The sequence below is a fragment of the Nonomuraea sp. NPDC048882 genome (assembly GCF_040649755.1).
Classification (GTDB): Bacteria; Actinomycetota; Actinomycetes; order Streptosporangiales; family Streptosporangiaceae; genus Nonomuraea; species Nonomuraea maheshkhaliensis.
In genome coordinates this window covers 449,593-472,999 of sequence record NZ_JBEZGB010000001.1, presented here as the reverse complement: position 1 = coordinate 472,999, position 23,407 = coordinate 449,593, and the positions used below count along the sequence as shown (strand labels likewise).

Sequence of the window (23,407 nt, the reverse complement as noted above, 5' to 3'; positions counted from 1 at the left end):
GCGATGCACACGTTTCCCCGTTACGCGGCCCAGGATCCGGCGCAGGTGGACCTGCTGGTCAAAGAGAACCCGTTCGCGCTGGTCGTGAGCGCGACGGACGGCGTGCCGGTGGCCACGCACGTGCCGGTGATCCTGGAGAGCGACCGGGTCGAGGGCGGCACGCTGCTCGGGCACCTGGCCCGCGCCAACCCGCACTGGCGCTCATGGGAGTCCTCGCCGGAGGTGCTGGTGATCTTCCAGGGGCCGCACGGCTATGTCTCACCCACCGTGTACGCCACCGACCCGGCCGTCCCGACCTGGGACTACGCGGCGGTGCACGTGACCGGCCGGCTGGAGTTGCTCGACGATGCCCTTGAGGTGGTGGAGCGCACGGTCGAGGCCGTGGAGTCGGCCCGCCGCCCGTCCTGGGAGCCGACCCCGGCCTCCAGGGAGAGGTTCCGCGTGTTGCTGCCGGGGGTAGTGGCCTTCAGGGTGCACGTGCGTACCGTGCGGAGCATGTTCAAGCTGAGCCAGGACATCGACGCCGAGCGGTACGCCCGCGTCCGCGACTCCTTCGCCGCGGCGAACCCGCGGCTCGCCGATTTGATGGACAGGTCATGACATTTCCCTGCTTTACGTCCAGCCAGACCGATCCCAGGGCCCGCGGCAAAGAACTGGGCACTCACCTGCGCAAGCGCATCGTCGCCAACCTCACCGGCTACACCGAGCTGTTCGCGGTCGCCGGCGCCAGGCCCGCGCAGGTGCGCGCGTGGGGCGAACGGGCGCTCGACCGCAGCGCCGCCTGGGCGCCGTCGCTGGCGGAGGAGATGGCCGGGATCGCGGCCGGCGCCGGGCTGGACCCGTGGCAGGTGGCCGTGGTCAACGCCCGCACCGAGATCCTGGCCGGCATCGACGCGGTCGGCCACGGCGAGTGCTCGACCTCCGTGGTGCTGCCGAAGCAGGGCCCGCCGCGCACGGTGCAGACCTGGGACTGGCACGACCACCTGCGTGACGCGCCGATGTTGTGGGAGCTGGAGCCGCGGCCTGGCCACGTCGTGCGCACGTTCACCGAGGCAGGGGTGCTGGCCAAGATCGGCGTCAACACGGCGGGCCTCGGCGTGCACTTCAACATCCTGCGCCACGTCACCGACACCGCCGAGACCGGCGTGCCCGTCCACCTGATCGCCCGCCGCATCCTCGACGAGGCGGCCACGGTCGAGGAGGCCGCGGACATCGCCCGCTCGGCCCCGGTCTCCGCCTCCAGCGTCATCACGGCCGTGACGGACGGCGACGCCGCCTCGATCGAGATCTCACCGGCCGGGGTGGCCGTCATCCCGCCGGGGCCCGACGGGGTCCTGCAGCACTGCAACCACTTCCTGGACGCGGACCTGGCGGCGGGGGAGCGGCACGCCAGCGAGCGGCCCGGCACCTACGACCGCCTGCGCCACCTGCACGACCACGTCGAGGCGCTCAGCGACGCCGACCTCAACGCGCGGGCGCTGGCCATGCTCGCCCACGCGCCCGACGACGCGCCGGTCTGCGCCCATCCCGACCTGACCCAGCCGCTCAACCAGCGCTGGGAGACGCTCGCCACGATCGGCCTCGACCTGCCCGCCGGGCGGCTGCGGGTGCACCAGGGCGGGCCGTGCCAGGTCACCGAGGCGACCTGGCAGACCTTCTGAGAGTTCTACTTGAACCCCTATTCGAACCCCTATTTGAACGCTGCGATGCCCGTGAGCGCCTTGCCGATGACCAGGGAGTGGATCTCCGAGGTGCCCTCGTAGGTCAGCACGGACTCCAGGTTCACCGAGTGCCTGATCACGGGGTATTCGAGGGTGATGCCGCTCGCTCCGAGCAGCGTGCGGCACTTCCTGGCGATCTCCAGGGCCTCGCGCACGTTGTTCAGCTTGCCCAGGCTCACCTGCTCGGGGGTGAGCGTGCCGGCCTCCTTCAGCCGGCCCAGGTGCACGGCGAGCAGCAGGCCCTTGCCCAGCTCCAGCGCCATGTCCGCGAGCTTCTCCTGGGTCAGCTGGTACGACGACAGCGGCCTGGCGAACACCTCCCGCTGCGCGGTGTAGGCGAGGGTGGTCTCCAGGCAGTCCAGCGCCGCCCCCATCGCCCCGAACACGATCCCGAACCTGGCCTCGTTCAGGCAGCCGAGCGGCCCGGACAGACCCCTGGCGCCGGGCAGCATCGCCTCGCCGGGCAGGCGCACCCCGTCCAGCACCAGCTCGCTGGTGACGCTCGCGCGCAGCGAGATCTTGTGCTTGACGTCGTTGACGGTGAAACCCGGGGTGCCCGCCGGGACCAGGAAGCCCCTGACACCCTCGTCGGTGCGGGCCCAGACCACGGCCACGTCCGACACCGAGCCGTTGGTGATCCACAGCTTGGTGCCGTTCAGCACCCAGTCGCCGCCCTCGCGCTTGGCCGTGGTCCGCATGCCGCCGGGGTCGGAGCCGAAGTCGGGCTCGGTCAGGCCGAAGCAGCCGATGCGCTCGCCGGCCGCCATCGCGGGCAGCCACTCCTGCTTCTGCTCCTCGCTGCCGTACTTCCAGATCGCGTACATCGCCAGCGAGCCCTGCACCGACACCAGGCTGCGCAGGCCGGAGTCGGCCGCCTCCAGCTCCAGGCAGGCCAGCCCGTACGAGACCGCGCCCATGCCGGCGCAGCCGTAGCCGTCGAGGTGCATGCCGAGCACGCCGAGCGAGCCGAGCGTGCGGGCCAGCTCCCGCGCGGGCAGCTCCCCGGCCTCGAACCAGCCGGCGACGTGCGGGCGGATCTCCCGGTCGCACACGAGCCTGACCGTGTTCCTGATCTCGCGTTCCTCCTCGGTCAGCAGGGTGTCGAGGGCGAAGAGGGTGGTGGGTGCGATCATTCCCGCTCCGTATTTTGGATCCAATATTGAAAATCCAATATGGCACAGTTAGGGTGCGTTGACCATGGACGTTCTGAATCTCATCGGTGGCCGCTGGGTCGAGGGCGCGGGCGAGGAGTTCGCCGACACCAACCCCGCACGGCCCGCCGAGGTCGTGGCGCGCGGGCGGTTCGCGTCCGTGCCCGAGGTGGCGCGGGCCGTCGCGGCGGCCCGCGCGGCCGCGCCCGGCTGGGCGGCGACCCCGCACCACGCCCGCGCCGCCGTGCTCACCGCCGCCGCCGACGTCGTCGCGCGGCACGCCGACGAATGGGGCGCCGAGCTGGCCCGCGAGGAGGGCAAGACGCTGCCGGAGGCCGTCGCCGAGGTCCAGGGCGCGGCCAGGATCATGCGGTACTACGCCGGCGAGGCCGACAGGGAGAGCGGCGAGGTCTACGCCTCACCGCGCCCCGGCGAGAACGTGCTCGTCGTCCGCCGGCCGGTCGGCGTCGCGGGGCTGATCACGCCGTTCAACTTCCCGATCGCCATCCCGGCCTGGAAGATCGCGCCCGCGCTCACGTACGGGAACGCCGTGGTGTGGAAGCCGTCCTCGCTGGTGCCGCTGCTCGCCTACCGGCTGGCCTGGGCGCTGACCTCCGCCGGGCTGCCCGACGGCGTGCTCAACCTCGTGTACGGCGAGGCCGATGCCGGCTCGGCCATCGTCGACGATCCAGGTGTGGACGCGGTGTCGTTCACCGGCTCCACCGGCGTCGGCCGGGCCGTCATCGCCCGCTGCGGCGAACTGGGCAAACCGGTGCAGACCGAGATGGGCGGCAAGAACGCCTCCATCGTGCTCGCCGACGCCGACCTCGACCACGCCGCCGAGCAGGTCTGCCTCGGCGCCTTCCGCTCGACCGGGCAGAAGTGCACGGCCACCTCCCGGCTGATCGTGGCCGACCAGGTGGCGGACGAGCTGCTGGAACGGGTCGCGGACCGGGCCGCGCGGCTCGTCGTCGGCGACCCGCTGGACAGCGGCGTCGAGATGGGACCCCTGGTCAGCTCGGCCGCCCGCGAGCGCGTCACGGCCGGGGTCGCGCGGGCCGTGGGGGAGGGGGCCAAGCCGCTGGCGGGCGCCGCGCCGCTGGAGCGCGACGGCTGGTTCGCGCCGCCGACCCTGCTGGACCTGCCGGGGACCGGGGTGGACTTCTGGCGGACCGAGCTGTTCGGGCCCGTGGTGGGCGCCGTACGGGCGGGGAGCGCGGAGGAGGCGCTCGGGCTGGCGAACCTCAGCGACCACGGCCTGTCCGCGGCCATCTTCACCAGGGACCTCGGAGCGGCGCTGCGCGCGGTCGACCGGCTGGAGGTGGGCGTGCTGCACGTCAACTCCGAGTCGGCGGGGACGTTCCCGCACGTGCCGTTCGGCGGGGCCAGGCAGAGCGGGTTCGGGCCCAAGGAGCAGGGGCGGGCGGCCAGGGAGTTCTACACCAGGTCGGTCACCGTCTACCTGGGGGCGCCGGCGTGAGCGGGGCGCTGTCGGGGCTGCTCGTGGCCGACTTCAGCCGGGTGCTGGCCGGGCCTTACGCCACCATGCTCCTGGCCGACCTGGGGGCCGAGGTGGTCAAGGTCGAGCGGCCCGGCGCCGGGGACGACACGCGGGCGTGGGGGCCGCCGTACGCGGAGGGGGAGGCGACGTACTTCCTCGGCGTCAACCGCAACAAGCGCTCGATCGCCCTGGACCTGCGCGCGGACGCCGAGGTCGCGCGGGCCCTGGCGGCGCGGGCCGACGTGCTGGTGGAGAACTTCAGGCCGGGGACGATGGAACGGCTCGGGCTCGGCTACGACACGCTGCGGGAGCTCAATCCGGGCCTGGTCTACTGCTCGATCACCGGATTCGGGTCGGGGACAGGGGCCGGTCTGCCCGGATACGACCTGATCGCGCAGGCGGTCGGCGGGCTGATGAGCGTCACGGGCGAGCCAGGCGGCCCCGGAACCAAGGCGGGGGTGGCGCTGGTGGACGTGATCACCGGCCTGCACGCCGCCCTCGGCATCCTGGCCGCCCTCCACCACCGCGACACCACCGGCCAGGGAGGCCGCGTCGGCGGGCCGGGCGTCCCCGACGGCGCGCCTGGCGGCGGGGTCGGGCAGCGGGTCGAGGTGTCGTTGTTGTCGTCGCTCCTGTCGGCGCTCACCAACCACTCCTCCGCCTATGCCGCCGCCGGCGTCGTGCCGCGCGCGATGGGGAACCGGCATCCGAGCATCGTCCCGTACGAGGTGTTCCAGGCCGCCGACCGCCCGATCGTGATCGCGGCGGGGAACGACCGCCAGTACCGCGCCCTGTGCGCCGTCCTCGACCGGGACGACCTGGCAGAAGACCCCCTTTACGCCACCAACGCCGCCCGGGTGGCCGCCAGGGAGATGCTCGTGCCCGCACTGAACGCGGCCCTGGCGGGGCGGACGGCCGACGAGTGGTTCGAGCGGCTGACCGCCGCAGGAGTGCCGTGCGGCCCGATCAACGACCTGGCCGCCGCGTTCGCCCTCGCCGAGGATCTGGGCCTGGAGCCCGCCGTCGAGCTCGGCGGCGTCGGCCAGGTCGCCAATCCGCTGCGCATGAGCGCCACCCCGCCCTCCTACCGCCTTCCGCCGCCCGCGCTCGGGCAGGACGACGCGTGGGTTCGTGAGATATTGGGGCCGTGAGTCCGGACGAGGCACGACGCAGGCCGCCCACGGCCCAGCAGTTCGTGCTGGCCGAGCTGCGCCGCGCCATCACCACCGGCCGGCTGCGGCCCGGCGCCCCCATCAGGCAGGACGCGCTGGCCGAGGAGTTCCAGGTCAGCCGCGTCCCGCTGCGTGAGGCGCTCAAGACGCTGCAGGGCGAGGGGCTGGTCACCTACGAGGCGCACCGAGGCTACTTCGTCGAGACGCTCTCCCTCGACGACCTGCGCGAGGTCTACCGCATCAGGCAGCTGCTGGAGGAGGAGGCCGTGCGCCGGGCCGTGGCCCGCCTCACCGAGGCCGACCTGGGCCGGCTGGCGGCGGCGCAGGACGAGGTCGAGCGGGCCGCCGCGGCGGATGACGTGCTCGCCATGGCCACCGCCAACCGGGTCTTCCACATGACCCTGTTCGACTGTGCGGGCATGCCGCGCCTGGCCCGGATGATCCGCACGCTCTGGGACACGACCGACGCCTACCGGTCGATGTACTACGGCGACGCCGGCAACAGGGAACGGGTGGTCAAGGAGCACCGCGCCACCCTCGACGCCCTGCGCCGAGGGTCCGCCGACGAGGCCGTGACGACGCTCAACGTGCACCGCGACCACGCGGTGGCCGAGCTGGAGCCGTACCTGAACGTTTGAGTCCCCTTCGCCGCCCCGTGCCACCACCCGGGGCCGTCACCTGGGGCCGGCGTCACTCCCGGGTGTCTGACTCATCTCATTTCGAAAAGTCACTCGTTTTGTCGGCTCCGCCGCAGTAGCTTGTGATGATCTTCAAATTGGACCCCTACTAGGAGGGCAATGTTCCCCCAGGCTCGACGGGTGGGCATCATCTCGCTGCTCACGCTGGTCGTGTCCGTCGGCACGACCGGTGCGACGGCGCCGTTATCCGCGGCCGTGCGCGAAGCCGCGTCCCCTCCTCCCGCGTCCGTCGCGGGACAGGCCACGGCTTCCCCGGCCTTGTCAGGAACGTCTCCGGCGTTCTCAGGAACGCCCACGAAAGTGGTCGTGCCCGCCCTTGACGACGTGTTCGTCAGCCAGGCGGAGCCGGCCAAGAGCTTCGGCGCCGCGACGTGGATGTCCGTCTGCGGCGCCACCTGCGCATCTTCCGCCGGCGGCCGGCGGGTCGCGCTCGCCAGGTTCAAGGTCTCCGGCATCCCGGCCGGCGCCGGGAACCTCACCGCCACCCTTGAGCTGACCCCGACCAGGACCGCCGCGACCACGCTGTCGGCGCGCGAGGTGTCCGGCTCCTGGACCGAGGCCGCGACCACGTGGAAGACCCGTCCCAAGCTCGGGAAGGTGCTCGCGAAACACACCGGCTTCACCGCCGGCCGGCCGGTCCGCCTCGACGTTTCCCCGGCGATCACCCGCGACGGCGCCTACTCCTTCGCCTTCACGCAGCCGGACGCCACGCCCACGGTGCTGTACTCCTCGCGCCGGCCCGGCGACCGCGGCCCCAAGCTCACGATCACCTACACCACGGGCGCCACGCCCTGCGCCACGCTGCCCTTCGACAAGCCCTCGGCCGCCGCGTTGCGCGCCTCGGCCAAGAAGGCGTTCGCGTTCTACTTCCCGCCCTTCCCCGTCTCGGTCGACAACAAGGACCCGGCGAAGGACCAGTACGCCTCCTGGCTCGACCCGGCCGGCTCCAGCGGCCTCTACCAGAACAGGGGCGGCTACCTGCGGGACCGGCCGCTGACCAGGCCCGTACGGCCCGAGGCCGGCTGGCGGCGGCTCGACTTCGAGCGCGAGGTGCGCCAGGCCATCGCGCAGGGGCTCGACGGGTTCATCTACCAGCATCACACCTCCAGCGACCAGCGCTGGAACCAGCTGCCCCAGCTCCTCGACGCAGCCCAGGCCGTGGACCCGCAGTTCAAGATCGTGCTCAGCCCCGGCTTCCCGGCCGCCGCCGGAGCCCCGTACGCCAAAATGGTCACCGACATTCTGCTGGTCAAGGGCCACCCGTCGCTGTTCACGCTGCCCGACGGGAGCGTGCTGCTCGCGCCGTACACGATCGAGCGCCAGCCGCCCTCCTGGTGGCGGGCCGCCCGGGCGGCGCTGGCCGCCAGGGGCATGAAGACGTCGCTGATGTCGATCTTCGGCTACTGGGACGGCCGCGGCAGGACCGAGTGGGACAAGTACGTCTACGGCCACTCCTCCTGGGGCGCCAACCGTCCCGGGGTGACCGGGAGCTTCGTCAAGGCGGCCAAGGCCGCGCACAAGCGCAAGCTGACGTACATGGCGCCGATCGGGTTCGAGGACACCAGGGCCAAGGAACTGCACTACTGGGAGGCGCGCAACAGCAGCACGCTGCGCGGCTCGTGGCGGGCGGCGATCAAGGGTGACGCCGACTGGGTGCAGCTCGTCACCTGGAACGACTACGGCGCGTCGCACCAGGCGCCCTCGAAAGCGCGCGGCCACGCGCTCGCCGACGTCAACGCCTACTACACGACCTGGTTCAAGACCGGCGAGGCGCCGCGGATCGTGCGGGACGCGCTGTACTACTTCCACCGCGGTCACAAGGCCGGCGCCCCTTACGACACGAGCAAGCAGACCGCCGGCAAGTTCACCATCCCGGCCGGTCCGGGGCCGGTGGACCAGGTGGAGCTGCTGGCGTTCGTGAAGGGGCCGGGCAAGCTGGTGATCACGCAGGGCTCCGACGTGCGGAGCAAGCGGGTGCGCGCGGCCGGGGTCGTGTCGTTCAAGGTGCCGATGGTGCCGGGGACGACGCCGGTCTTCGAACTGCGGCGAGGCGGCGACACCGTCCAGACGCTGCGCAGCTCGACGCCCATCAGGGCGAGCGTCACGTATCAGGACATGATCCACCACGCGGGCGGCGGCACCGCCTGCTCCGGCTGACCCGGCCACGGAGCTTGCCTGACCTCGCTGCCGCGTGGACGTCCCCGACCGGGCCGCCCGTGCGCACGGCGCTCACCGGACGCGTTCGGCCAGGTCGGTCACCGCGTTGACGAGGCCGGGGCCGTCCAGCATGACCAGGTCGTTGTGCCCGGCCCCCGCCACCTCCACGGTCGTCGTCGCGTCCGCCGCCTCGGCGACCGCCCGGCTCAGGCTCGGGGGGACGATCGTGTCGCGGGTGCCGTACACGACGACGACGGGGGCGCGTACCCGGCCGATGTCGCGTGCGACGGGGAAGTGGTCGCGCAGCAGGGCGCGTACCGGGAGGAACGGGTAGTTGGCCTGGCCGGCGGCGGCCAGGTCGGTGAACGGCGAGCGCAGCACCAGCCCGTCCGGCGGCCGCTCCAGCGCGAGCCTGGTCGCGACCGCCGCGCCCAGGCTCTCGCCGAAGTAGATCACCCGCGAGGTACGGACGAGGTCGCGCGCGGCCAGGGCGTCGAGGAACAGGCCCTCCTCCGTCGGGCTGCCCGGGTTGCCGCCGTAGCCGCGGTAGTCCATCAGCAGGACCGGCAGCCCGTACGCGGCCAGCGCCCTGGCCAGGGGCGCGCGGTGCAGCCGGTTGCCCGCGTTGCCGCCGGTGACCAGCACGGTCACGTCGCGGTCACCGGGCACGTGCCAGGCGGCGAGCCGCAGCCCGTCACGGGTGGTGAACGAGACGTCGCGCGCCCCCGGAATCACCTCGGCGGCCGGCGGCACCGGGCCCCGGTCGGGCAGGTAGATGAGCCGCCGCTGGAACACCCACAGCAGGCCGAGCAGCAGGAGCAGCACGACTACGACCACCAGGGCGGTGCGCGTCAGCGTAGTCACGACAACCACGGTACGCACACCGCCAGGAACCCGCCCGAGACGAGTCCGACGACGATCACCCACGGAAGGACACGTCCGACGGCGATCACGACCTAGGAGACGACGGCGCCTGCCTGGACGACGTGGCGCAGGTGCTTGGCCGGGTCGGCGAGGACGCCGATGTCCGCCAGCGGATCCCCGTCGAGCACGAGCAGGTCGGCGTGCGCCCCCACGGCCAGCGTGCCGAGCTCGCCCGCCCGCCCGGCCAGCTCCGCAGCGCCGGTCGTGGCCGAGCGCAGCACGTCGATCGGCCGCTGCACCTCGGCCCGCAGCCGGAACTCGTGGCTCTGGTGCCGGTGCATGCCGCCGAGCAGGTCCGTCCCGTACGCCAGCCGCACACCCCCGCGCGCCGCCCGCTCCAGCGCGACCAGGCCCGCCTCCAGCACGTCGTCCACCTTGCGCCAGCTGCTCTCGGACAGCCCGAACTCGCGCCCTTCCTGCTTGAGCGCCCAGTACGTCACCAAGGTCGGCACCAGGTAAGCCTCGTGTCGCCGGAACAGCTCGACGCTGGAGTCGTCGATGAGGTTGCCGTGCTCGATGGAGCGCACCCCGGCTTCGAGGGCCCGGTTGACGGCGCGGGCGGTGTAGGCGTGGGCGGCGACGTACCGGTTGGCGGCCTCGGCCTCCTCGACGGCGGCGCGCAGCTCGTCCATCGAGTACTGGGTCGAGTCGACCCGGTCGGTCGGCGAGGCGACGCCGCCGGAGGCCATCACCTTGATGTGGTCCGCGCCCTTGCGCAGCTCGTCACGGGCGGCGACGCGCACCGCGTCCACCCCGTCGGCGATCCGCCCGACGCCCGCGCAGCACGGGTGGTCGTCGGTCAGGTGCTCGCCCCTGCCGCGAAGGTCGGCGTGGCCGCCGGTCTGGCTCAGCCCCTTGCCGCAGAACAGCAGTCGCGGGCCCCGGATCAGGCCCTCCGCCTGGGCGTCGGCGAGCCCGAAGTCGGCGCCCGAGCAGTCGCGGACCGTGGTGAAACCGCGATCGAGCATGCCGGCCATGATGCGGGCGCTGTGGGCGGCCACGTACGAGGGCGACATGGAGCCGAGCAGGCCCAGGTTCGCGGTCGAGGCGGTGACGTGCACGTGCGCGTCGATCAGGCCGGGCACGACGTGGGCGCCCGCGAGGTCGATCACCCGCGTGCCGTCGGGGGCGCGCAGCCCGCGTCCCGTCTCGGCGACGCGGCCGTCCGCGCAGCGCAGGTCGCCCTCGGCGTACTCGCCGGTCGTGATGTCGAGCAGCAGCGCGTTACGCAGCAGCAGGCTCATGCGGCACCTCCGGACAGCGCGGGAGCGGCCTTCGCGGCGATGGCCTGGGCGGCGGCCACGGAGTCGTCGTCGTAGCTGCCCTCGGCGTCGAGGATGTTGAGCACGCCGAGCACCTCGCCGTCCGTCCCGATCACGGGCACGTTGACGATCGAACCGCAGCCCAGGCTCTCGATCAGCTCGTGGTCGGCGAAGATCTCCCGTACGGCGGCGCGGTCACGGCCGAAGTACGGCTCACGCCGCTCGATGCAGGTGGCCAGCCAGCCCTGGGCGACCTCGACGGTCTTCTCGCCGCCCACCGGGTACTCCACGGGGTGACTGCTGTGCACGCGGCGCAGCGCCCGCCGCTCCGGCACCCAGGCCAGCACGGTGAACAGCCGCACGCCCACCTCCCTGCGCACCGTCTGCTCAAGCTCGTTCAGGTCGTCGATCACTTCGTCGCCTCCTCGGCGGTGGACTCCGTCAGCTCTTCCAGTGAACGCCCGGCCGTGGCCAGGCCGAACACGACCACGCACACCACCCCGGCCACCAGCACGGCCGTGGTCAGCCCGAACACGCCGGCGAAGCCGAGGCTGGCGGCCGACAGTCCGATGATCGTCGGTGCCAGGATGCTGCCGACCCGCCCGAACGCGCTCGACAGGCCGGAGCCGGTCGCCCGGATCCAGGTGGGGAAGACCTCGGGGGTGTAGGAGTAGACGCCGGCGTACGTGCCGTTCAGGAAGAACGACAGCACCGCGCCCGCGACCGTGATGGCGACGGGCGAGTCCATCTGCGACAGCCAGAACGCGCTGACCGCCGAGCCGCCGAGGTAGATCGCGATCGTGTTCTTGCGGTCCAGCCGCTCGGAGAGCCAGGCGGCGGAGAAGTAGCCGGGGATCTGCGCCAGATAGATGATGATCGAGAACTCGAAGCTCTTGGTGACGGTGATGCCGCGCTGCACGAGGAGGGTGGGGATCCAGGAGAAGAACCCGTAGTACGAGAACGTGATCACGAACCACACCAGCCAGATCACCGCCGTGCGTCTGGCCATGGCCGGGCTCCACAGGAACTTCAGCGCGTTGAGCAGGTTCACCTTCGGCGTGTGCGTCACGGGTGCGACGGCGCTCTCGGGCACCGGTGGCAGCGGCGCGCCGGTGGCCTGTTCGACGCGGCGCTCCAGGTCGGCCACCACCGCCTCGGCCTCGTCCGTACGGCCCTGCTGGAGCAGGAAGCGGGGCGATTCCGGCAGCGAGCGGCGCCACCACAGCAGCATGACGATCGGCAGCGCGGTGATCACCTGCGCGATCCGCCAGCCGTCGTCGAACGTCGGCACCACGAACCGCCCGATCAGCGCCGCCATCACGAACCCGAACGAGAAGAAGCCGGCCAGCGCGCCGATGAACCAGCCGCGCCGGTTGGCGGGCACGAACTCCGACAGGAACGGCGCGATGATCGCGCTCTCCGCCCCGGCGCCGGCTCCGGCCAGCACGCGGGAGCCGAGGAAGATCTCGTAGTTGGGGGCGAACGCGGCGACGACGGAGAAGACGGCGTAGAAGGCGAGCGCGTACATCATCACCTTCTTGCGGCCGATGCGGTCGCCGAGCAGGCCCGCCACGGTCGCGCCGAACAGGAACCCGAACGGCGTCGCCGACCCGATGAAGCCGAGCTGGCCGTTGGACAGGTCCCATGCCTCCTGGGCGCTCGGCAGCAGGAAGGCGACGACGGCGGAGTCCATGCCGTCGAAGGTGTAGCCGAGGCCGCCGATCAGGAGGAGGAGATAGTGCGGACGGCTCAGGGGGAGCCGGTCCAGCCGGGCCAACAAGGTCATCTGACACACCTTTCCCCAGGTCCTGGCCCTGTAGGTCGAATTCGAAGCAACATATAGTGCGAATAGCTAAAATTGCAATGGTCTTTGCAAGTTTGGATTATTGCCACCGCGTAGCATGTTCCGGGCCAGGGGACGCGCTCACGCTCGGATCCGGGCCCTGGAGGAAGGGCGAAAGGGGACAGGTGACAGAGGGCGCCACAGGCACCGCGACCAGCGCGAACGACGCGCCCGGCGCCGCGACCAGCGCTGACGACGCGGCTTGCGCTGACGCGGCCGGGTCGGAGGTGCTGGGCAGTGCGGCCAGCAGTGCGGCCAGTAGTGCGGCCAGTAGTGCGGCCAGTAGTGCGGCCAGTAGTGCGGCCAGTAGTGCGGACAGTTACGAGGACTGGCTGCGGGAGCGGCTGCCGGTGCGCGGGCTGCGCGGCAAGGCGGCCGCCGTGCTCGAAGTCCTGCTGTCGCAGCCGCGCCGTGCCTCGTTCGGCTCGGCGGGGGAGCTGGCCCAGATCGCCGGCGTCAACGTCGCCACCGTCACCCGCACCGCGCAGGCGCTCGGCTTCGCCGGCTGGCCGGCGCTCCAGCAGGAGCTGCGCGCCCGCTACCTGTCCTCGCTCAGCGCCGGCCAGGTGGCCGCCGAGCACCGGGGCACCGGCTCGCCCAGCTCCCGCTCGCTGCGTCGCGACCTCGACAGCCTGGCGCTGCTCAACCGGCGCCTGGACGAGAGCGTGCTGCTCACGATCGCCGAGGCGATGGCGGCGGCGCGGCACACGGTGATCGTCGCCGACGGCAGCTACGCCGCCGTCGGGCTGGCGCTCGCACACAACGCCCGGCTGGCCGGCTATCCGGTGCGCGCGGTGACGGCGGGCGACGCGGAGCTGGCCAACGCGATGGCCGCGATCGGCGAAGGCGACGTCCTGATCGCGATCAGCTTCTGGCGCCTGTACCAGAGCACGGTGCTGGCCGCCAACGAGGCCCGCTCGCGCGGGGTGCGGGTGTTCGCCCTGACCGACGCGGCCAGCCCGGCCCTGGCCAGCGCGGCCGAGCAGGTGGTGATCGTGCCGGCGGAGGGCGAGGCGTTCTTCCCCTCGCTCACCGCCGGCATCGCCGTCGCGCAGGCCCTGGTCACCCAGCTCGCCGCCGTGGATCCGGCGCGTACGGGAGCCTCGATCGAGGCGGCCGAGGCGATGTGGGCCAAGTTCGGCCTCCTCCACCGCCGCCCCACCGCCGGCGACCACTCCTGACCCACCGGGCGGCGCTCGGGCGTATTCCCGTCGTATTCCAGGCTGATGCCGGTGCGTGCGACGATCACGCCAGTGACCTGGGCCAGGGATCTCTTCTGCCGGAGGCCCTATCTCCGGCATTGCGGAGGAGTGATCTCCGTCCGGGAGAAGGAGGCACGATGAAATACCTCAAGTCAGTCATCGTCGGCGCCGCTGTCGCGGCGGCGAGCGTCATTCTGGCTCAACCGGCCCTGGCGGCGAGCTTCCAGCGCGACGTCGGGGACGGGATCGTCCGTTACAACGACACCACCAACGAGCTGTGCGTCCTTGCGGACAACACCACCGGGACGGCCTGGGTGGAGGTGTCACTCAGCCGCCCGGGAGTGATCGGAACGCCCATCGTCATCAGGGACGACAACGTCAAGCACCCGGGCGCCACCTGCAAGCAGGTCTCCGCGTTCGACAACGTCACCTACCGGGCCGACTACGAGAGCTTCTGGAGCGGTCGCGGCACCATCCTGCGCGGATCGTTCCAGTTCCAGACCTGACGCTGTGATCGGACTCCCCGCACGATCACTCGCGAAGGGGTTTCATGAACAAGCTGACGAGAGTCGCCCTCGTGTCGGCGGTCGCCGTGGGCTCCATGTTCGTCGGAGCGATGCCGGCGCAGGCCGCCAACCGTGACAACTGCCGCGGAAACGTCTCCAGCATCTACACGAGCGGCTCCGCCGTCGTGGCCTCGTACGTCATCGTCTGCGACCGGGTACAGAGCCGCATCATCGTCGTGGCGGACGTCACCCGTCACAGTGTCCCGTTGAGAAGCGTGCGCGCCACGAAGACCTGCGACAACGCCATCAGATGCAGCGTCCAGCCACGGATCTCCAATCCCACCGGCAGGCAGCTGTACTCCGGAGCGGTGTTCGGCGCGATTGCCAGGCGAGGCAATTACCTGGCCGGATGTGGAGTGCTGGAAAACCCGCTCACCGGGGGCCTGGCCGTGAACGCGCTCATGACGTGCAGGTCCGCCGACAAGTTCCTCTGACGGGCTCACTTCCTGCTGCCGAGTCGGCAGGCGGGCCGCCGGCGTCTCTCCGGCGGCCCGCCGAACCACCCTCCTACAGCCAGCTGGCCCGCACGCTGGTGCCAGAGCCGTCGCCCTCGGGGAGCCCCGCCTGCCCGGCGCGTACGGCGTCGAGCAGGCGGGCGACCGTCTCGACGATCTCCGGCGTCCGCTCGCGCAGGCCCGTCACGTCGGCCGGGCTGACCTCGTCCGGCTCGACCCCGGCCTGATCCAGCACCGTCTCCAGGTCGGCCAGCCGTTCGCCGAGCCACTTGAGCGGCTCCTGCGACAGTTGCCGGTCGAACACCCGCCGCCCCGGCTCCCAGCCGTCCACTCCGGGATGGTGGTGGGTGCGGTCGAAGCTGCCCGGCGTCCCCGAGACCGACTCCAGCAGGTCGACCCGCCAGATCGGGCGGTCCACGGTGATGGGCCTGGCCGAGTAGATCGAGCCCTTGAGCTCGCCCTGGTCGAGGCGGCGCAGCTCCAGCCGCACCCCGCGCTCCGCTCCCTCCTGGCCGGCGAGCGGGTCGGGGTCGACGAAGTAGATGTCGCTCACGGCCACGCCGATCCGATCGAATCCGAAGAGGTAGAGCACGGGAGACCACATCCTTCACCGGGGTTCGTGCACGCCTTCTTCAACGTAACACCGCGGTCCGCCACCGGATCAAGGCCCTCCCGGCGTTCGCGCCGCCGCCGGGAATGCCGGGGACGCCGGGAATGCCAGGGGATGCCGGGGAGCGCGGAACGCGTCAGGGTTCGACGAGGCCGGCCCGGATCGCGTAGCGGGTCAGGTCGAGGCGGTCGCGCATGCCGAGCTTCGCGAGGATGTTCGCCCGGTGCCGGTCCACCGTCTTCACGCTGATCACCAGCGTCTCGGCGATCTCCTTGGCCGAGTTGCCCTCCGCGATCAGCTTGACGATCTCCTCCTCGCGCGGCGTCAGGATGCTCTCCGGCATGCGGTCGCCCTCCCGGTCCCGCTGCAGGTAGTCGCGGATCAGCGCGGTCACCGCGCCCGGGTAGAGGAACGGCTCCCCGCGCATCGTGGCCCGGCACGCCTCCAGCAGGTCCTGGTCGGCGACCGACTTGAGCACGTAGCCGGAGGCGCCGACCTTGAGCGACTCGAAGAAGTACTGCTCGTTGTCGTACATGGACAGGATCAGGATGCGGACGCCGGGCGCCCGGCGGGAGATCTCCCTGGCGGCCTGGAGGCCCGTCATGCGCGGCATCGCGATGTCGAGGATGGCCAGGTCCACCGTCTCCTCGGAGGCCGCCGCCACGGCCTCGGCGCCGTCGGCGGCCTCGGCGACGACCTCCAGGTCGGGCTCGGCGTCGAGGATGAGCCGCAGCCCCCGGCGGACGAGCGCGTGGTCGTCGGCCAGCAGGATCCGGGTCTTGTTCACGAGAGTGTGCTCCGATTCGCGGGATCCGGGATGACCAGGCGCACATGGGTGCCCTCGCCTGGCGGGGAGTCGACGGTCAGCCGGGCGCCGATGAGCAGGGCGCGTTCGCGCATGCCCCGGATCCCGGCGCCGTCCTCGCGCGCGCCGCCCCGGCCGTTGTCGGAGATGCGCAGGACCAGGCAGCCGTCCCCGGCCGTCAGCGACAGTTCGGCGCGGGTGGCGCGGGCGTGCCTGGCGATGTTGGTCAGGCTCTCCTGCGCGATCCGGTAGAGGACCAGCTCGACGTCCGCGCCCAGCGCCGGGTGGTCGGGCTCGATGGCGCGGGTGACCGGGATGCCGCCCATCCGGGAGACGTCGGCGGCCAGCGCGCTGAGCGCGGCGTGCAGGCCGAGGTCCTCCAGTACGCCGGGGCGCAGGCGGCGGGCGACCTGGCGGACCTCGTCGAGGCTGGCGCGTACGGTCTCCTGCACGGCGTGCAGCTCCTCGCACAGATCGGGCGGCGCGCGGTCGACCACCCGCTTCAGGCCGAGGAGCACCACGGTCAGGCTCTGGCCGATCTCGTCGTGCAGCTCGCGGGCGATGCGCTGGCGTTCGCCCTCCTGCGCGGCCAGCGCGTGCGCGCTGCTCGCGCTGCGCTCGGCCTCCAGCCGGTCCAGCATCGCGTTGAACGTGTCGATGAGATGGGTGAGGTCGCTGTTGCCGCTGTCGGCCAGCCGGTCGCCGGTGCGCAGCAGGTCCACCCGCTGCATGAGCGTGGTCAGCGCGTCCAGCGGGGCCAGGCTGCGGCGCAGCAGCAGCGCGTTGGCGAAGAGCATCACCGCCAGCCCCACCAGCAGGACCGGAACCTCGGCCAGCAGCACCGGTGAGGACACGGTGGCGGGAGAGATCGCGAGCACGAATGTGCCGACGGCGAAGACCAGCCCGTTGATCACCATCAGCCGTCGGAACAACGCCTGAGCCGGAGGACGCGGCGCTCCCGGGCCGCTCACGTCAGCCGGCCGCCCCCCTGCGCGGTCGTTCATGCCACCAGCCTCTTCGTTGTCCGACCTGGTTGTCCATCCGGTCTGGCCCTCATCCGGCAGACCGTCCTACATGTTGTATCCCTGCACAGATGGGTGTCATGCCCAATAGTCCCGAAGTGTCGCTTTCTGAAGACTGGAGCAGAGCCGGATGGGAGGCAGCGACATGGACGTCACTCGCACGACCGTGCCGGGCAACGGCCCCGGAAGAGACATCGTGCACCACCTCGTCACCCGCGCGGGCCAGCGCTTCGGACTGCTCGTGGAGAGCGGCGGACGGCGGCGGTTCCTCGTCTACGACTCCGCCGACGCGGACGAGCCGGTGCAGACCATCGTCCTCGACCAGGACGAAGCCGACCAGATCGCCGACCTGCTGCACAGCAGGTCCCTGCCCGACCGGCTGGCCGACCTGGAACGCCGCGTCGCCCGGTTGACCGGGGCGACGCCATGACGTCGCCGGGGACACCCGGTCGACTCGTCGAACGGGATGATGTCATGCACGCCAGCAATATCGCCGTGAACCTGCCCACGGTGACCGTCCACGACCCCGTCACCAAGGCCGTGCGGCTCATGGCCCTCGGCCGGATGCCCGGCCTGATCGTCGTGGACGACCAGGGGCGCCCGTCCTGCGTGCTCCCGGGCACGCAGGTCCTGCGGCTGGCGGTGCCGGGGGCGTACCAGGAGGACCCGGCGCTCTGCCGGACGATCGACGAGGCGCACGCCGACCTGTTCTGGGGTGAGCTGGGCGACCTGTCGGTGGGCGACTGCCTGCCGCGCCGGCCCGCCACGCCCGCGACGGTACGGCTCGACGCGACCCTGCTGGAGGTGGCGGCCCTGATGGCCCGCCTGCGCAGCCCGATCGTCGCGGTCGTCGGCCGCGACGGCGTCCTCGCCGGGGCGATCACCCTGGAGCGGCTGCTGACCACCCTGGTCCTGTCCGGCTCGGACGACTGACCCCCTTTTCCCTGACCGGGCGTGCGCCGTCGGCCGCGTCCGGGTCGCCGCATGTTCACCGCTCGGAGGCCCTTGCCATGTGCTCGCCGTACTCGCCGTACCGTCTGTCCCGTCCGTGCCGTTCGATGATGTCATGTCCCGAACGTCACCTCTGTCCCGCCGGGAGCACCGTGCAGGCCGGACCGCCGGGACAGGACGGATGAGCGCCTTCGTCGCACTGGCGATCTTCCTGGTGGCCTTCTTCTTCATCGCCACCGAGAAGGCGAACAAGGTCAAAGTGGTGCTCATCGCCGCCGGGCTGATGGCCGTGCTGGGCCTCATCCCCGGCGCCGAGGTGTTCTTCTCCGAGCACGAGGGCATCGACTGGAACGTCATCTTCCTGCTCCTCGGCATGATGATCATCGTCGGGATCATCAAGCAGACGGGCATCTTCGACTACCTCGCCATCTGGGCGGCCAAGCGGTCGAAAGGGCGGCCGTACCGGCTGATGGTCATGCTGATGGCGATCACCGCCGTCGCCTCGCCCTTCCTCGACAACGTCACCACCATCATGCTGGTCGCGCCGGTCACCATCGTGGTGTGCAACCGGCTGCGGATCGCGGCGCAGCCGTACCTGATCGCAGAGGTGCTGGCCTCCAACATCGGCGGCGCGGCCACGCTCATCGGCGACCCGCCGAACATCATCATCGGCAGCCGCGCCGGGCTCACCTTCAACGACTTCCTCGCGCACATGGCCCCGATCGTGGTGGTCGTCTTCGCGGTGTTCGTGCTGCTCACGCGGTGGTTGTTCCGCAGCTCGTTCCAGTACAACGCCGAGCACGTGGCCGAGGTGATGGCGCTGCAGGAGCGGCGGGCGATCACCGACCCGCGGCTGCTGGTGCGCTGCCTGGTGGTGCTGGGCGCGGTCGTGCTCGGGTTCGGGCTGCACGCGGTGCTGCACGTCGAGCCGTCGATCGTGGCGCTGGTGGGCGCCGGGGTGATGCTGCTGGTCTCCCGGGCCGGCGTGTCCGACGTGCTGGACGAGGTCGAGTGGCCCACGCTGGTCTTCTTCATGGGGCTGTTCGTCATGGTCGGGGGCCTCGTGCACACCGGCCTGATCGCCTCGATCGGCACGTGGGCGGTGGAGACGCTGGGCGACAACTACTTCGTCGCCGCCACGGCGCTGCTGTTCGGCTCCAGCGCGCTGGGCGCCTTCTTCGACAACATCCCGTACGTCGCCACGACCGCCCCCATCGTCGAGGGCGTGGTCGCCGCGGCCCCCGACCCGCAGATCGGGCAGGCGCTGTGGTGGGCCTTCGCCCTGGGCGCCGACTTCGGCGGGAACGGCACCGCGGTCGCGGCCAGCGCCAACGTGGTGGCCATCGGGATCGCCGCGCGCAACGGGCACAAGATCTCCTTCTGGCAGTTCACCAGGTACGGCATCGTGGTGACGATCCTGAGCACGCTGATGGCCTGGCTGTACGTCTGGATGCGTTACTTCACCTGAGCCGTCGAGCCGTCGAGCCGTACATTCTGGCCCCGCACACCTGAGCCCGTCCCTGAGTGCGGGCCAGGGGTAAATCAGGGACGATCACCGATGATCCGGGCGGGCGGCGCGGGGCATCGTGGCAGCTATGAACCCCGCGAACCGCCTGGCCCAGATCTCCTTCACCGCCGGACCCGCTGCCCTGCTGGCCGGTTGGTTCCTCATGCGTCCCATTCACGGGGACCTGGAACCCGGGCCCTGGTGGACGGCCGCGCACGCGCTCTGGCTGGCGGCGTTCCTGATGTTCGGCCTGATGACGGCGGCCATGCGCGGCCTGGCCGGGCCGGTGACGGGCGGGCGGCGGGTGGCGGTGACGGCGCTGACCGGGCTCGCCCTGTTCAGCGTGGCCGCCAACCTGGTCCAGCTCGGCATCGACCTGTACGCCGGGTTCGCCGCGACGGACGGGGAGGCCATGCGGGCGCTGCTGGAGCGGGTGCAGGGCTACCCGGGGGTGGACCCGCTGGTGTACGGCCCCGGGGCGCAGCTGTTCTACGCCGCGCTGCTCGTCCAGGCGGTGCTCCTCGGCGTGCTGCGCCGGGTGACGCCGGTCAGCGCGGCGGTCACGGCCGGCGGCGTGGTGCTGCTGGCCGCGGCCACGTTCATGGACGGCAAGGGCTCGAACCTGGTCGCGGTGGGCATGGCGGTGGTGTGGCTGGGCACGCTGCTGCTCGGCCGGGGGACCTCGGCCGAGGCAGGCGTGAGCACCCCGCCCAGGGAGCTCACCCCCGCCGGCCGGCCCTGAACGGCCGCCTTTTAGACGCGCCGGCCGTTGACCCGCACGTTCCGCAGCTCGAAGCCGGTCACGTCGGTCACCACGTCCGGCTCGGCCATCTCCTCGAAGACGCTGTCGCTCACCCGCACGCCCCTGATCGGGTTGCCCGGATTGCCGATCAGGGTGAACGCCCGCGGCGCCCGCCCGGCCCGCAGCCGGCGGATGTCGATGCCGCCCACGTCGGGGAAGTACGGGCCGGTGTGCTTGTTCTCGTAGTTCAGCGCCACCTCCACCACCGCGTCGGCGGCCTGCCCCACCGTGATGTCCCTGAAGTACAGGTCCCTGACGTAACCGCCGCGCTCGGGGTTGGTCTTGATCCGGATCGCGCGCTCCAGCCGGGCGCTGCTCATCGTGCAGTTCCAGGCGAACACCCAGCGCACGCCGCCGGTCGTCTCGCTGCCGACCGTCACGCCGCCGTTGCCGTCACGCATGACGCACGAGTTCACCAGGATGTTCATGGACGGCTCGTTCACCCGGCGGCCGTCGGCGTTCTTGCCGGCCTTGACGGCCACGCAGTCGTCGCCGGTGTTGAACTCGCACTGCTCGATCAGCACGTCCACGCACGACTCGGGGTCGCAGCCGTCGTTGTTGGGGCCGTTCGGGCTGTCCACGGTGACCCCGCGCACGGTCACGTTGACGCACAGGACCGGATGGATGTTCCACATGGGGGAGTCCTTGACCGTCACCCCCTCGATCAGCACGTTGCGGCAGCGGTAGAGCTGGATGAGGTTCGGCCGCAGGTAGTGGCCTTCGCCGAAGACCCGCTCGGCCACCGGCACGCCGTCCTCGGCGAGCTGGGCGAGCAGCTTCTTGTCGGGACCCTCCGACGGGGCGGGGTCGCTCGACCAGTCCCACCAGTGCGTGGCGTCGGCCTGCCCGTCGATCACGCCTTCGCCGGTGATGGCCACGTTGGTCCGGCCGTGGGCGTAGATGAACGGGGAGTAGTTCATCAGCTCGATGCCCTCGTACCGGGTGGCGACGACGGGCAGGTAGTCGGCGGGGTCGCGGCTGAAGCGGATGGTGGCACCGGCCTCCAGGTGCAGGTCCACGTTGTCGGCCAGGTGGATGGCGCCGGTCAGGTACGTCCCCGCCGGCACCAGCACGCGCCCGCCGCCCGCCGCCGAGCAGGCCGCGACGGCCCTGGCGAACGCCTCGGTGCACGTGGTGCTCCCGTCGCCGACGGCCCCGTGGCCGGTGACGGAGAAGACGCGGCGGGGGAAGCGGGGCGGCCTGATCCGGCGCCTGATCGCCGGCACCCGGCTCCACGCCGTGCCGGCCTCGGCGCGACCGGCCACGGCCGGCGTCACCAGTAAGCCGCCTGCGGCCACGGCCAGGAATCTCCTGCGGGACTGTTCCATCGAGGTCCTCCGTCTGGATGGGGGGGTTCAGCCCTTCACCCCGGTGAGCGTGATGCCCTGGATGAAGGTGCGCTGGGCCAGGAAGAACAGCACGATGACCGGGATGAGGATCACCGTGCTGGCCGCCATCAGCGGCCCGAACTGGGTGCTGTACTGGGTGGAGTAATAGGTCAGCCCGAGCGACAGCGTGTACATGTCGGAGTCGGACAGGTAGATCAGCGGCCCCAGCAGGTCCCCCCACGCCGCCAGGAACTGGAACAGCGCCACGGCCGCCAGCGCCGGCTTGGCCAGCGGCAGCACGATGCGCGCGTAGATGCGCAGCTCGCCCGCGCCGTCCACGCGGGCGGCGTCCAGCAGGTCGCGGGGGATGCCGCGGAAGAACTGGCGCAGCAGGAAGACGAAGAACGGCCCGCCGAAGAAGTGCGGCACGATGAGCGGCAGGTAGGTGTTCGTCCATCCCATCTCGCGGAAGAGCGAGAACAGCGGCACCATCGTCACGTAGAACGGGATCATCATCGTGGCCAGCAGCGCCACGAAGACGACGTTGCGCCCCGGCCAGTCGATGCAGGCCAGCCCGTACGCGATGAACGAGCTCGACAGCACCGCCCCCAGCATCGAGAACGCGCACACGACCATCGTGTTGAGGAAGTAGCGGGCGAACGGGAAGACCTGCAGCCCGTCCACGTAGTTCGAGAAGGTGATCTTGTCGGGAAACCAGACGACGGGGAAGGTGTTCAGCACGTCGACCGTCTTCAGCGACGTCGTCACCATCCACACGAACGGCAGCAGGAACACGATGCCGAGCGTGATCAGGACCGCGTGCGCGGCCATCGCCCGCATGAGCCGCCGGTACATCATCGGCCTCCGTAGTAGACGCGCCGCCCGGCCAGCCGGAACGTGGCGACGGTGATGGCGGCCACGATCGCGAAGAGCACCCAGGCGATCGCCGAGGCGTAGCCGACCTTGAAGTACTGGAAAGCGTTCTGGTACAGGTACAGGCCCGACACCAGCGTGGAGCCCGCCGGGCTGCCCGTGCCGCCGGTCATGACGAACACCGGCGTGAAGAACTGAAAGCCGCCGATCAGCCCGGTCACCAGGGCGAACAGCAGGTGCGGGCTGACGTACGGCAGCGTGACGTGGCGGAACCTGGACAGCCGGCCTGCTCCGTCGGAGGCGGCCTGCTCCTGCAGCGTCACAGGCACGTCCTGGAGCCCGGCGAGCAGGATGACCATGAGGTTGCCGACCCCCCACGCGCTCATCACGATCAGCGCCGGCTTGGCCCAGGCGGGGTCGGACAGCCAGCCGGGCCCGGTGACGCCGATCTTGGCCAGGGCGTCGTTGAGCAGGCCGTACTGGGGGTCGAAGATGTACATCCAGAGCACGCCCGAGGCGACCGCCGGCACGATCGTGGGCAGGTAGAACACCGTGCGGTAGACCGAGCGCCCGCCCACGCCCAGGTTGAGCAGCAGCGCCAGCCCGAGCGCCACGACGATCCCGAGCGGGACCGACCAGAGCACGATGTAGAGCGTGTTCCCCAGCGACTCCCACCACACCTGGTCGGTCAGCAGGTCGGCGTAGTTGGCCAGGCCGATCCACTCGGGCGGGTTGACCATCGTGTACGAGGTGAAGCTGTAGTAGAGCGAGGCCAGCACGGGGTAGCCGGTGAACCAGAGCAGCCCGATGATCGCCGGCGAGGTGAACACCAGCCCCCAGAGGACGTTTCTCCGCAT

At 71.3% G+C, this 23,407-nt stretch carries 24 protein-coding genes; 13 read left to right on the top strand and 11 right to left on the bottom strand.

All coding sequences use genetic code 11. The features are described 5' to 3' along the window. The first annotated feature begins 3 nt into the window (after positions 1–3). Positions 4–600 carry an FMN-binding negative transcriptional regulator gene (locus tag AB0C27_RS02005; protein WP_357836376.1) on the top strand — a complete coding sequence of 199 codons (597 nt, stop codon included), beginning with the start codon at positions 4–6 and terminating at the stop codon, positions 598–600. Beyond that, positions 597–1,661 (top strand): C45 family peptidase, encoded by a 1,065-nt coding sequence (locus AB0C27_RS02000; protein WP_357836373.1) that lies wholly within the window; start codon positions 597–599, stop codon positions 1,659–1,661. Before AB0C27_RS02005 ends, AB0C27_RS02000 begins: the two co-directional genes overlap by 4 nt. 29 nt (positions 1,662–1,690) lie before the next feature. Here AB0C27_RS02000 and AB0C27_RS01995 read toward each other — a convergent pair whose 3' ends face one another. After that, positions 1,691–2,854 carry an acyl-CoA dehydrogenase family protein gene (locus tag AB0C27_RS01995; RefSeq protein WP_357836370.1) on the bottom strand — a complete coding sequence of 388 codons (1,164 nt, stop codon included), beginning with the start codon at positions 2,852–2,854 and terminating at the stop codon, positions 1,691–1,693. Between the two features lie 64 nt (positions 2,855–2,918). Here AB0C27_RS01995 and AB0C27_RS01990 point away from each other — a divergent pair, with 64 nt between their 5' ends. From AB0C27_RS01990 to AB0C27_RS01975, 4 genes are all read left to right on the top strand, one after another. Further along, entirely contained in the window at positions 2,919–4,352 is a 1,434-nt protein-coding gene (locus AB0C27_RS01990) for an aldehyde dehydrogenase family protein (RefSeq protein WP_357836366.1), read from the top strand. After that, complete coding sequence (locus AB0C27_RS01985; protein ID WP_357836363.1) at positions 4,349–5,524, top strand: CoA transferase; 1,176 nt, start codon at positions 4,349–4,351, stop codon at positions 5,522–5,524. The genes AB0C27_RS01990 and AB0C27_RS01985 overlap by 4 nt, the downstream gene beginning before the upstream one ends. After that, positions 5,521–6,183 (top strand): GntR family transcriptional regulator, encoded by a 663-nt coding sequence (locus tag AB0C27_RS01980; protein ID WP_357836360.1) that lies wholly within the window; start codon positions 5,521–5,523, stop codon positions 6,181–6,183. The genes AB0C27_RS01985 and AB0C27_RS01980 overlap by 4 nt, the downstream gene beginning before the upstream one ends. A 366-nt stretch (positions 6,184–6,549) precedes the next feature. Further along, positions 6,550–8,400 carry an endo-1,3-alpha-glucanase family glycosylhydrolase gene (locus tag AB0C27_RS01975; protein ID WP_357836358.1) on the top strand — a complete coding sequence of 617 codons (1,851 nt, stop codon included), beginning with the start codon at positions 6,550–6,552 and terminating at the stop codon, positions 8,398–8,400. 72 nt (positions 8,401–8,472) lie between these two features. On the opposite strand, the gene AB0C27_RS01970 is transcribed toward AB0C27_RS01975, so the two are convergent. The 4 genes from AB0C27_RS01970 to AB0C27_RS01955 form a co-directional block, all read right to left on the bottom strand. Further along, on the bottom strand, positions 8,473–9,264 hold the full coding sequence (locus tag AB0C27_RS01970) for an alpha/beta hydrolase (protein WP_357836355.1): 792 nt from the start codon (positions 9,262–9,264) through the stop codon (positions 8,473–8,475). Positions 9,265–9,356: 92 nt separating this feature from the next. Then, positions 9,357–10,568, bottom strand: coding sequence for an amidohydrolase family protein (locus tag AB0C27_RS01965; protein ID WP_357836352.1), 1,212 nt, complete (start codon positions 10,566–10,568; stop codon positions 9,357–9,359). Then, complete coding sequence (locus AB0C27_RS01960; RefSeq protein WP_357836349.1) at positions 10,565–10,999, bottom strand: GAF domain-containing protein; 435 nt, start codon at positions 10,997–10,999, stop codon at positions 10,565–10,567. The genes AB0C27_RS01965 and AB0C27_RS01960 overlap by 4 nt, the downstream gene beginning before the upstream one ends. Next, positions 10,996–12,372 (bottom strand): MFS transporter, encoded by a 1,377-nt coding sequence (locus AB0C27_RS01955; protein WP_357836346.1) that lies wholly within the window; start codon positions 12,370–12,372, stop codon positions 10,996–10,998. Before AB0C27_RS01955 ends, AB0C27_RS01960 begins: the two co-directional genes overlap by 4 nt. Positions 12,373–12,554: 182 nt before the next feature. On the opposite strand from AB0C27_RS01955, the gene AB0C27_RS01950 reads away from it, so the two are divergent. From AB0C27_RS01950 to AB0C27_RS01940, 3 genes are all read left to right on the top strand, one after another. Beyond that, positions 12,555–13,610 (top strand): MurR/RpiR family transcriptional regulator, encoded by a 1,056-nt coding sequence (locus AB0C27_RS01950; RefSeq protein WP_357836343.1) that lies wholly within the window; start codon positions 12,555–12,557, stop codon positions 13,608–13,610. A 158-nt stretch (positions 13,611–13,768) separates the two neighbouring features. Further along, the gene (locus AB0C27_RS01945) at positions 13,769–14,137 is read left to right on the top strand and encodes a hypothetical protein (protein WP_357836340.1); all 369 of its coding nucleotides are present in this window, start codon (positions 13,769–13,771) and stop codon (positions 14,135–14,137) included. A 44-nt stretch (positions 14,138–14,181) separates the two neighbouring features. After that, on the top strand, positions 14,182–14,631 hold the full coding sequence (locus tag AB0C27_RS01940; RefSeq protein ID WP_357836337.1) for a hypothetical protein: 450 nt from the start codon (positions 14,182–14,184) through the stop codon (positions 14,629–14,631). A gap of 73 nt (positions 14,632–14,704) precedes the next feature. Here AB0C27_RS01940 and AB0C27_RS01935 read toward each other — a convergent pair whose 3' ends face one another. The 3 genes from AB0C27_RS01935 to AB0C27_RS01925 form a co-directional block, all read right to left on the bottom strand. Continuing rightward, positions 14,705–15,244 carry a hypothetical protein gene (locus AB0C27_RS01935; protein WP_357836334.1) on the bottom strand — a complete coding sequence of 180 codons (540 nt, stop codon included), beginning with the start codon at positions 15,242–15,244 and terminating at the stop codon, positions 14,705–14,707. Positions 15,245–15,398: 154 nt separating this feature from the next. Continuing rightward, positions 15,399–16,049 (bottom strand): response regulator transcription factor, encoded by a 651-nt coding sequence (locus AB0C27_RS01930; RefSeq protein WP_346109450.1) that lies wholly within the window; start codon positions 16,047–16,049, stop codon positions 15,399–15,401. Next, on the bottom strand, positions 16,046–16,999 hold the full coding sequence (locus tag AB0C27_RS01925; protein ID WP_357836330.1) for a sensor histidine kinase: 954 nt from the start codon (positions 16,997–16,999) through the stop codon (positions 16,046–16,048). The genes AB0C27_RS01930 and AB0C27_RS01925 overlap by 4 nt, the downstream gene beginning before the upstream one ends. Before the next feature lie 235 nt (positions 17,000–17,234). Between AB0C27_RS01925 and AB0C27_RS01920 the strand changes: the two genes are divergently transcribed. The 4 genes from AB0C27_RS01920 to AB0C27_RS01905 all read left to right on the top strand — a co-directional run bounded on the left by AB0C27_RS01920 (position 17,235) and on the right by AB0C27_RS01905 (position 20,289). Further along, positions 17,235–17,519, top strand: a complete 285-nt coding sequence (locus AB0C27_RS01920) for a hypothetical protein (protein ID WP_357836327.1) — start codon at positions 17,235–17,237, stop codon at positions 17,517–17,519. Between the two features lie 44 nt (positions 17,520–17,563). Beyond that, positions 17,564–18,022 carry a CBS domain-containing protein gene (locus AB0C27_RS01915; RefSeq protein WP_357836324.1) on the top strand — a complete coding sequence of 153 codons (459 nt, stop codon included), beginning with the start codon at positions 17,564–17,566 and terminating at the stop codon, positions 18,020–18,022. Between the two features lie 199 nt (positions 18,023–18,221). Further along, the gene (locus AB0C27_RS01910; protein ID WP_357836321.1) at positions 18,222–19,508 is read left to right on the top strand and encodes an ArsB/NhaD family transporter; all 1,287 of its coding nucleotides are present in this window, start codon (positions 18,222–18,224) and stop codon (positions 19,506–19,508) included. A 127-nt stretch (positions 19,509–19,635) separates the two neighbouring features. Beyond that, positions 19,636–20,289 (top strand): hypothetical protein, encoded by a 654-nt coding sequence (locus AB0C27_RS01905; protein WP_357836318.1) that lies wholly within the window; start codon positions 19,636–19,638, stop codon positions 20,287–20,289. Between the two features lie 11 nt (positions 20,290–20,300). Here the strand turns inward: AB0C27_RS01905 and AB0C27_RS01900 are convergent, their stop codons facing one another. The 3 genes from AB0C27_RS01900 to AB0C27_RS01890 are packed head-to-tail and all read right to left on the bottom strand — an operon-like array spanning position 20,301 to position 23,407. Next, a complete protein-coding gene (locus tag AB0C27_RS01900) occupies positions 20,301–21,677 on the bottom strand; it encodes a glycoside hydrolase family 28 protein (protein WP_357836315.1) in 1,377 nt (458 codons plus the stop codon). Positions 21,678–21,704: 27 nt separating this feature from the next. Beyond that, positions 21,705–22,535 (bottom strand): carbohydrate ABC transporter permease, encoded by an 831-nt coding sequence (locus AB0C27_RS01895; protein WP_357836312.1) that lies wholly within the window; start codon positions 22,533–22,535, stop codon positions 21,705–21,707. After that, positions 22,532–23,407 (bottom strand): sugar ABC transporter permease, encoded by an 876-nt coding sequence (locus tag AB0C27_RS01890; RefSeq protein WP_357836309.1) that lies wholly within the window; start codon positions 23,405–23,407, stop codon positions 22,532–22,534. The genes AB0C27_RS01895 and AB0C27_RS01890 overlap by 4 nt, the downstream gene beginning before the upstream one ends.

Excerpts from the sequence above, each read along its gene's own strand:
- AB0C27_RS02005 (WP_357836376.1), top strand. The coding sequence starts at position 4 with ATGCACACGTTTCCCCGTTACGCGGCCCAGGATCCGGCGCAGGTGGAC.
- AB0C27_RS02000 (WP_357836373.1), top strand. The coding sequence starts at position 597 with ATGACATTTCCCTGCTTTACGTCCAGCCAGACCGATCCCAGGGCCCGC.
- AB0C27_RS01995 (WP_357836370.1), bottom strand. The coding sequence starts at position 2,854 with ATGATCGCACCCACCACCCTCTTCGCCCTCGACACCCTGCTGACCGAG.
- AB0C27_RS01990 (WP_357836366.1), top strand. The coding sequence starts at position 2,919 with ATGGACGTTCTGAATCTCATCGGTGGCCGCTGGGTCGAGGGCGCGGGC.
- AB0C27_RS01965 (WP_357836352.1), bottom strand. The coding sequence starts at position 10,568 with ATGAGCCTGCTGCTGCGTAACGCGCTGCTGCTCGACATCACGACCGGC.
- AB0C27_RS01955 (WP_357836346.1), bottom strand. The coding sequence starts at position 12,372 with ATGACCTTGTTGGCCCGGCTGGACCGGCTCCCCCTGAGCCGTCCGCAC.
- AB0C27_RS01945 (WP_357836340.1), top strand. The coding sequence starts at position 13,769 with ATGAAATACCTCAAGTCAGTCATCGTCGGCGCCGCTGTCGCGGCGGCG.
- AB0C27_RS01940 (WP_357836337.1), top strand. The coding sequence starts at position 14,182 with ATGAACAAGCTGACGAGAGTCGCCCTCGTGTCGGCGGTCGCCGTGGGC.
- AB0C27_RS01920 (WP_357836327.1), top strand. The coding sequence starts at position 17,235 with ATGGACGTCACTCGCACGACCGTGCCGGGCAACGGCCCCGGAAGAGAC.
- AB0C27_RS01915 (WP_357836324.1), top strand. The coding sequence starts at position 17,564 with ATGCACGCCAGCAATATCGCCGTGAACCTGCCCACGGTGACCGTCCAC.
- AB0C27_RS01910 (WP_357836321.1), top strand. The coding sequence starts at position 18,222 with ATGAGCGCCTTCGTCGCACTGGCGATCTTCCTGGTGGCCTTCTTCTTC.
- AB0C27_RS01905 (WP_357836318.1), top strand. The coding sequence starts at position 19,636 with ATGAACCCCGCGAACCGCCTGGCCCAGATCTCCTTCACCGCCGGACCC.
- AB0C27_RS01900 (WP_357836315.1), bottom strand. The coding sequence starts at position 21,677 with ATGGAACAGTCCCGCAGGAGATTCCTGGCCGTGGCCGCAGGCGGCTTA.
- AB0C27_RS01895 (WP_357836312.1), bottom strand. The coding sequence starts at position 22,535 with ATGATGTACCGGCGGCTCATGCGGGCGATGGCCGCGCACGCGGTCCTG.
- AB0C27_RS01890 (WP_357836309.1), bottom strand. The coding sequence starts at position 23,407 with ATGCGGAGAAACGTCCTCTGGGGGCTGGTGTTCACCTCGCCGGCGATC.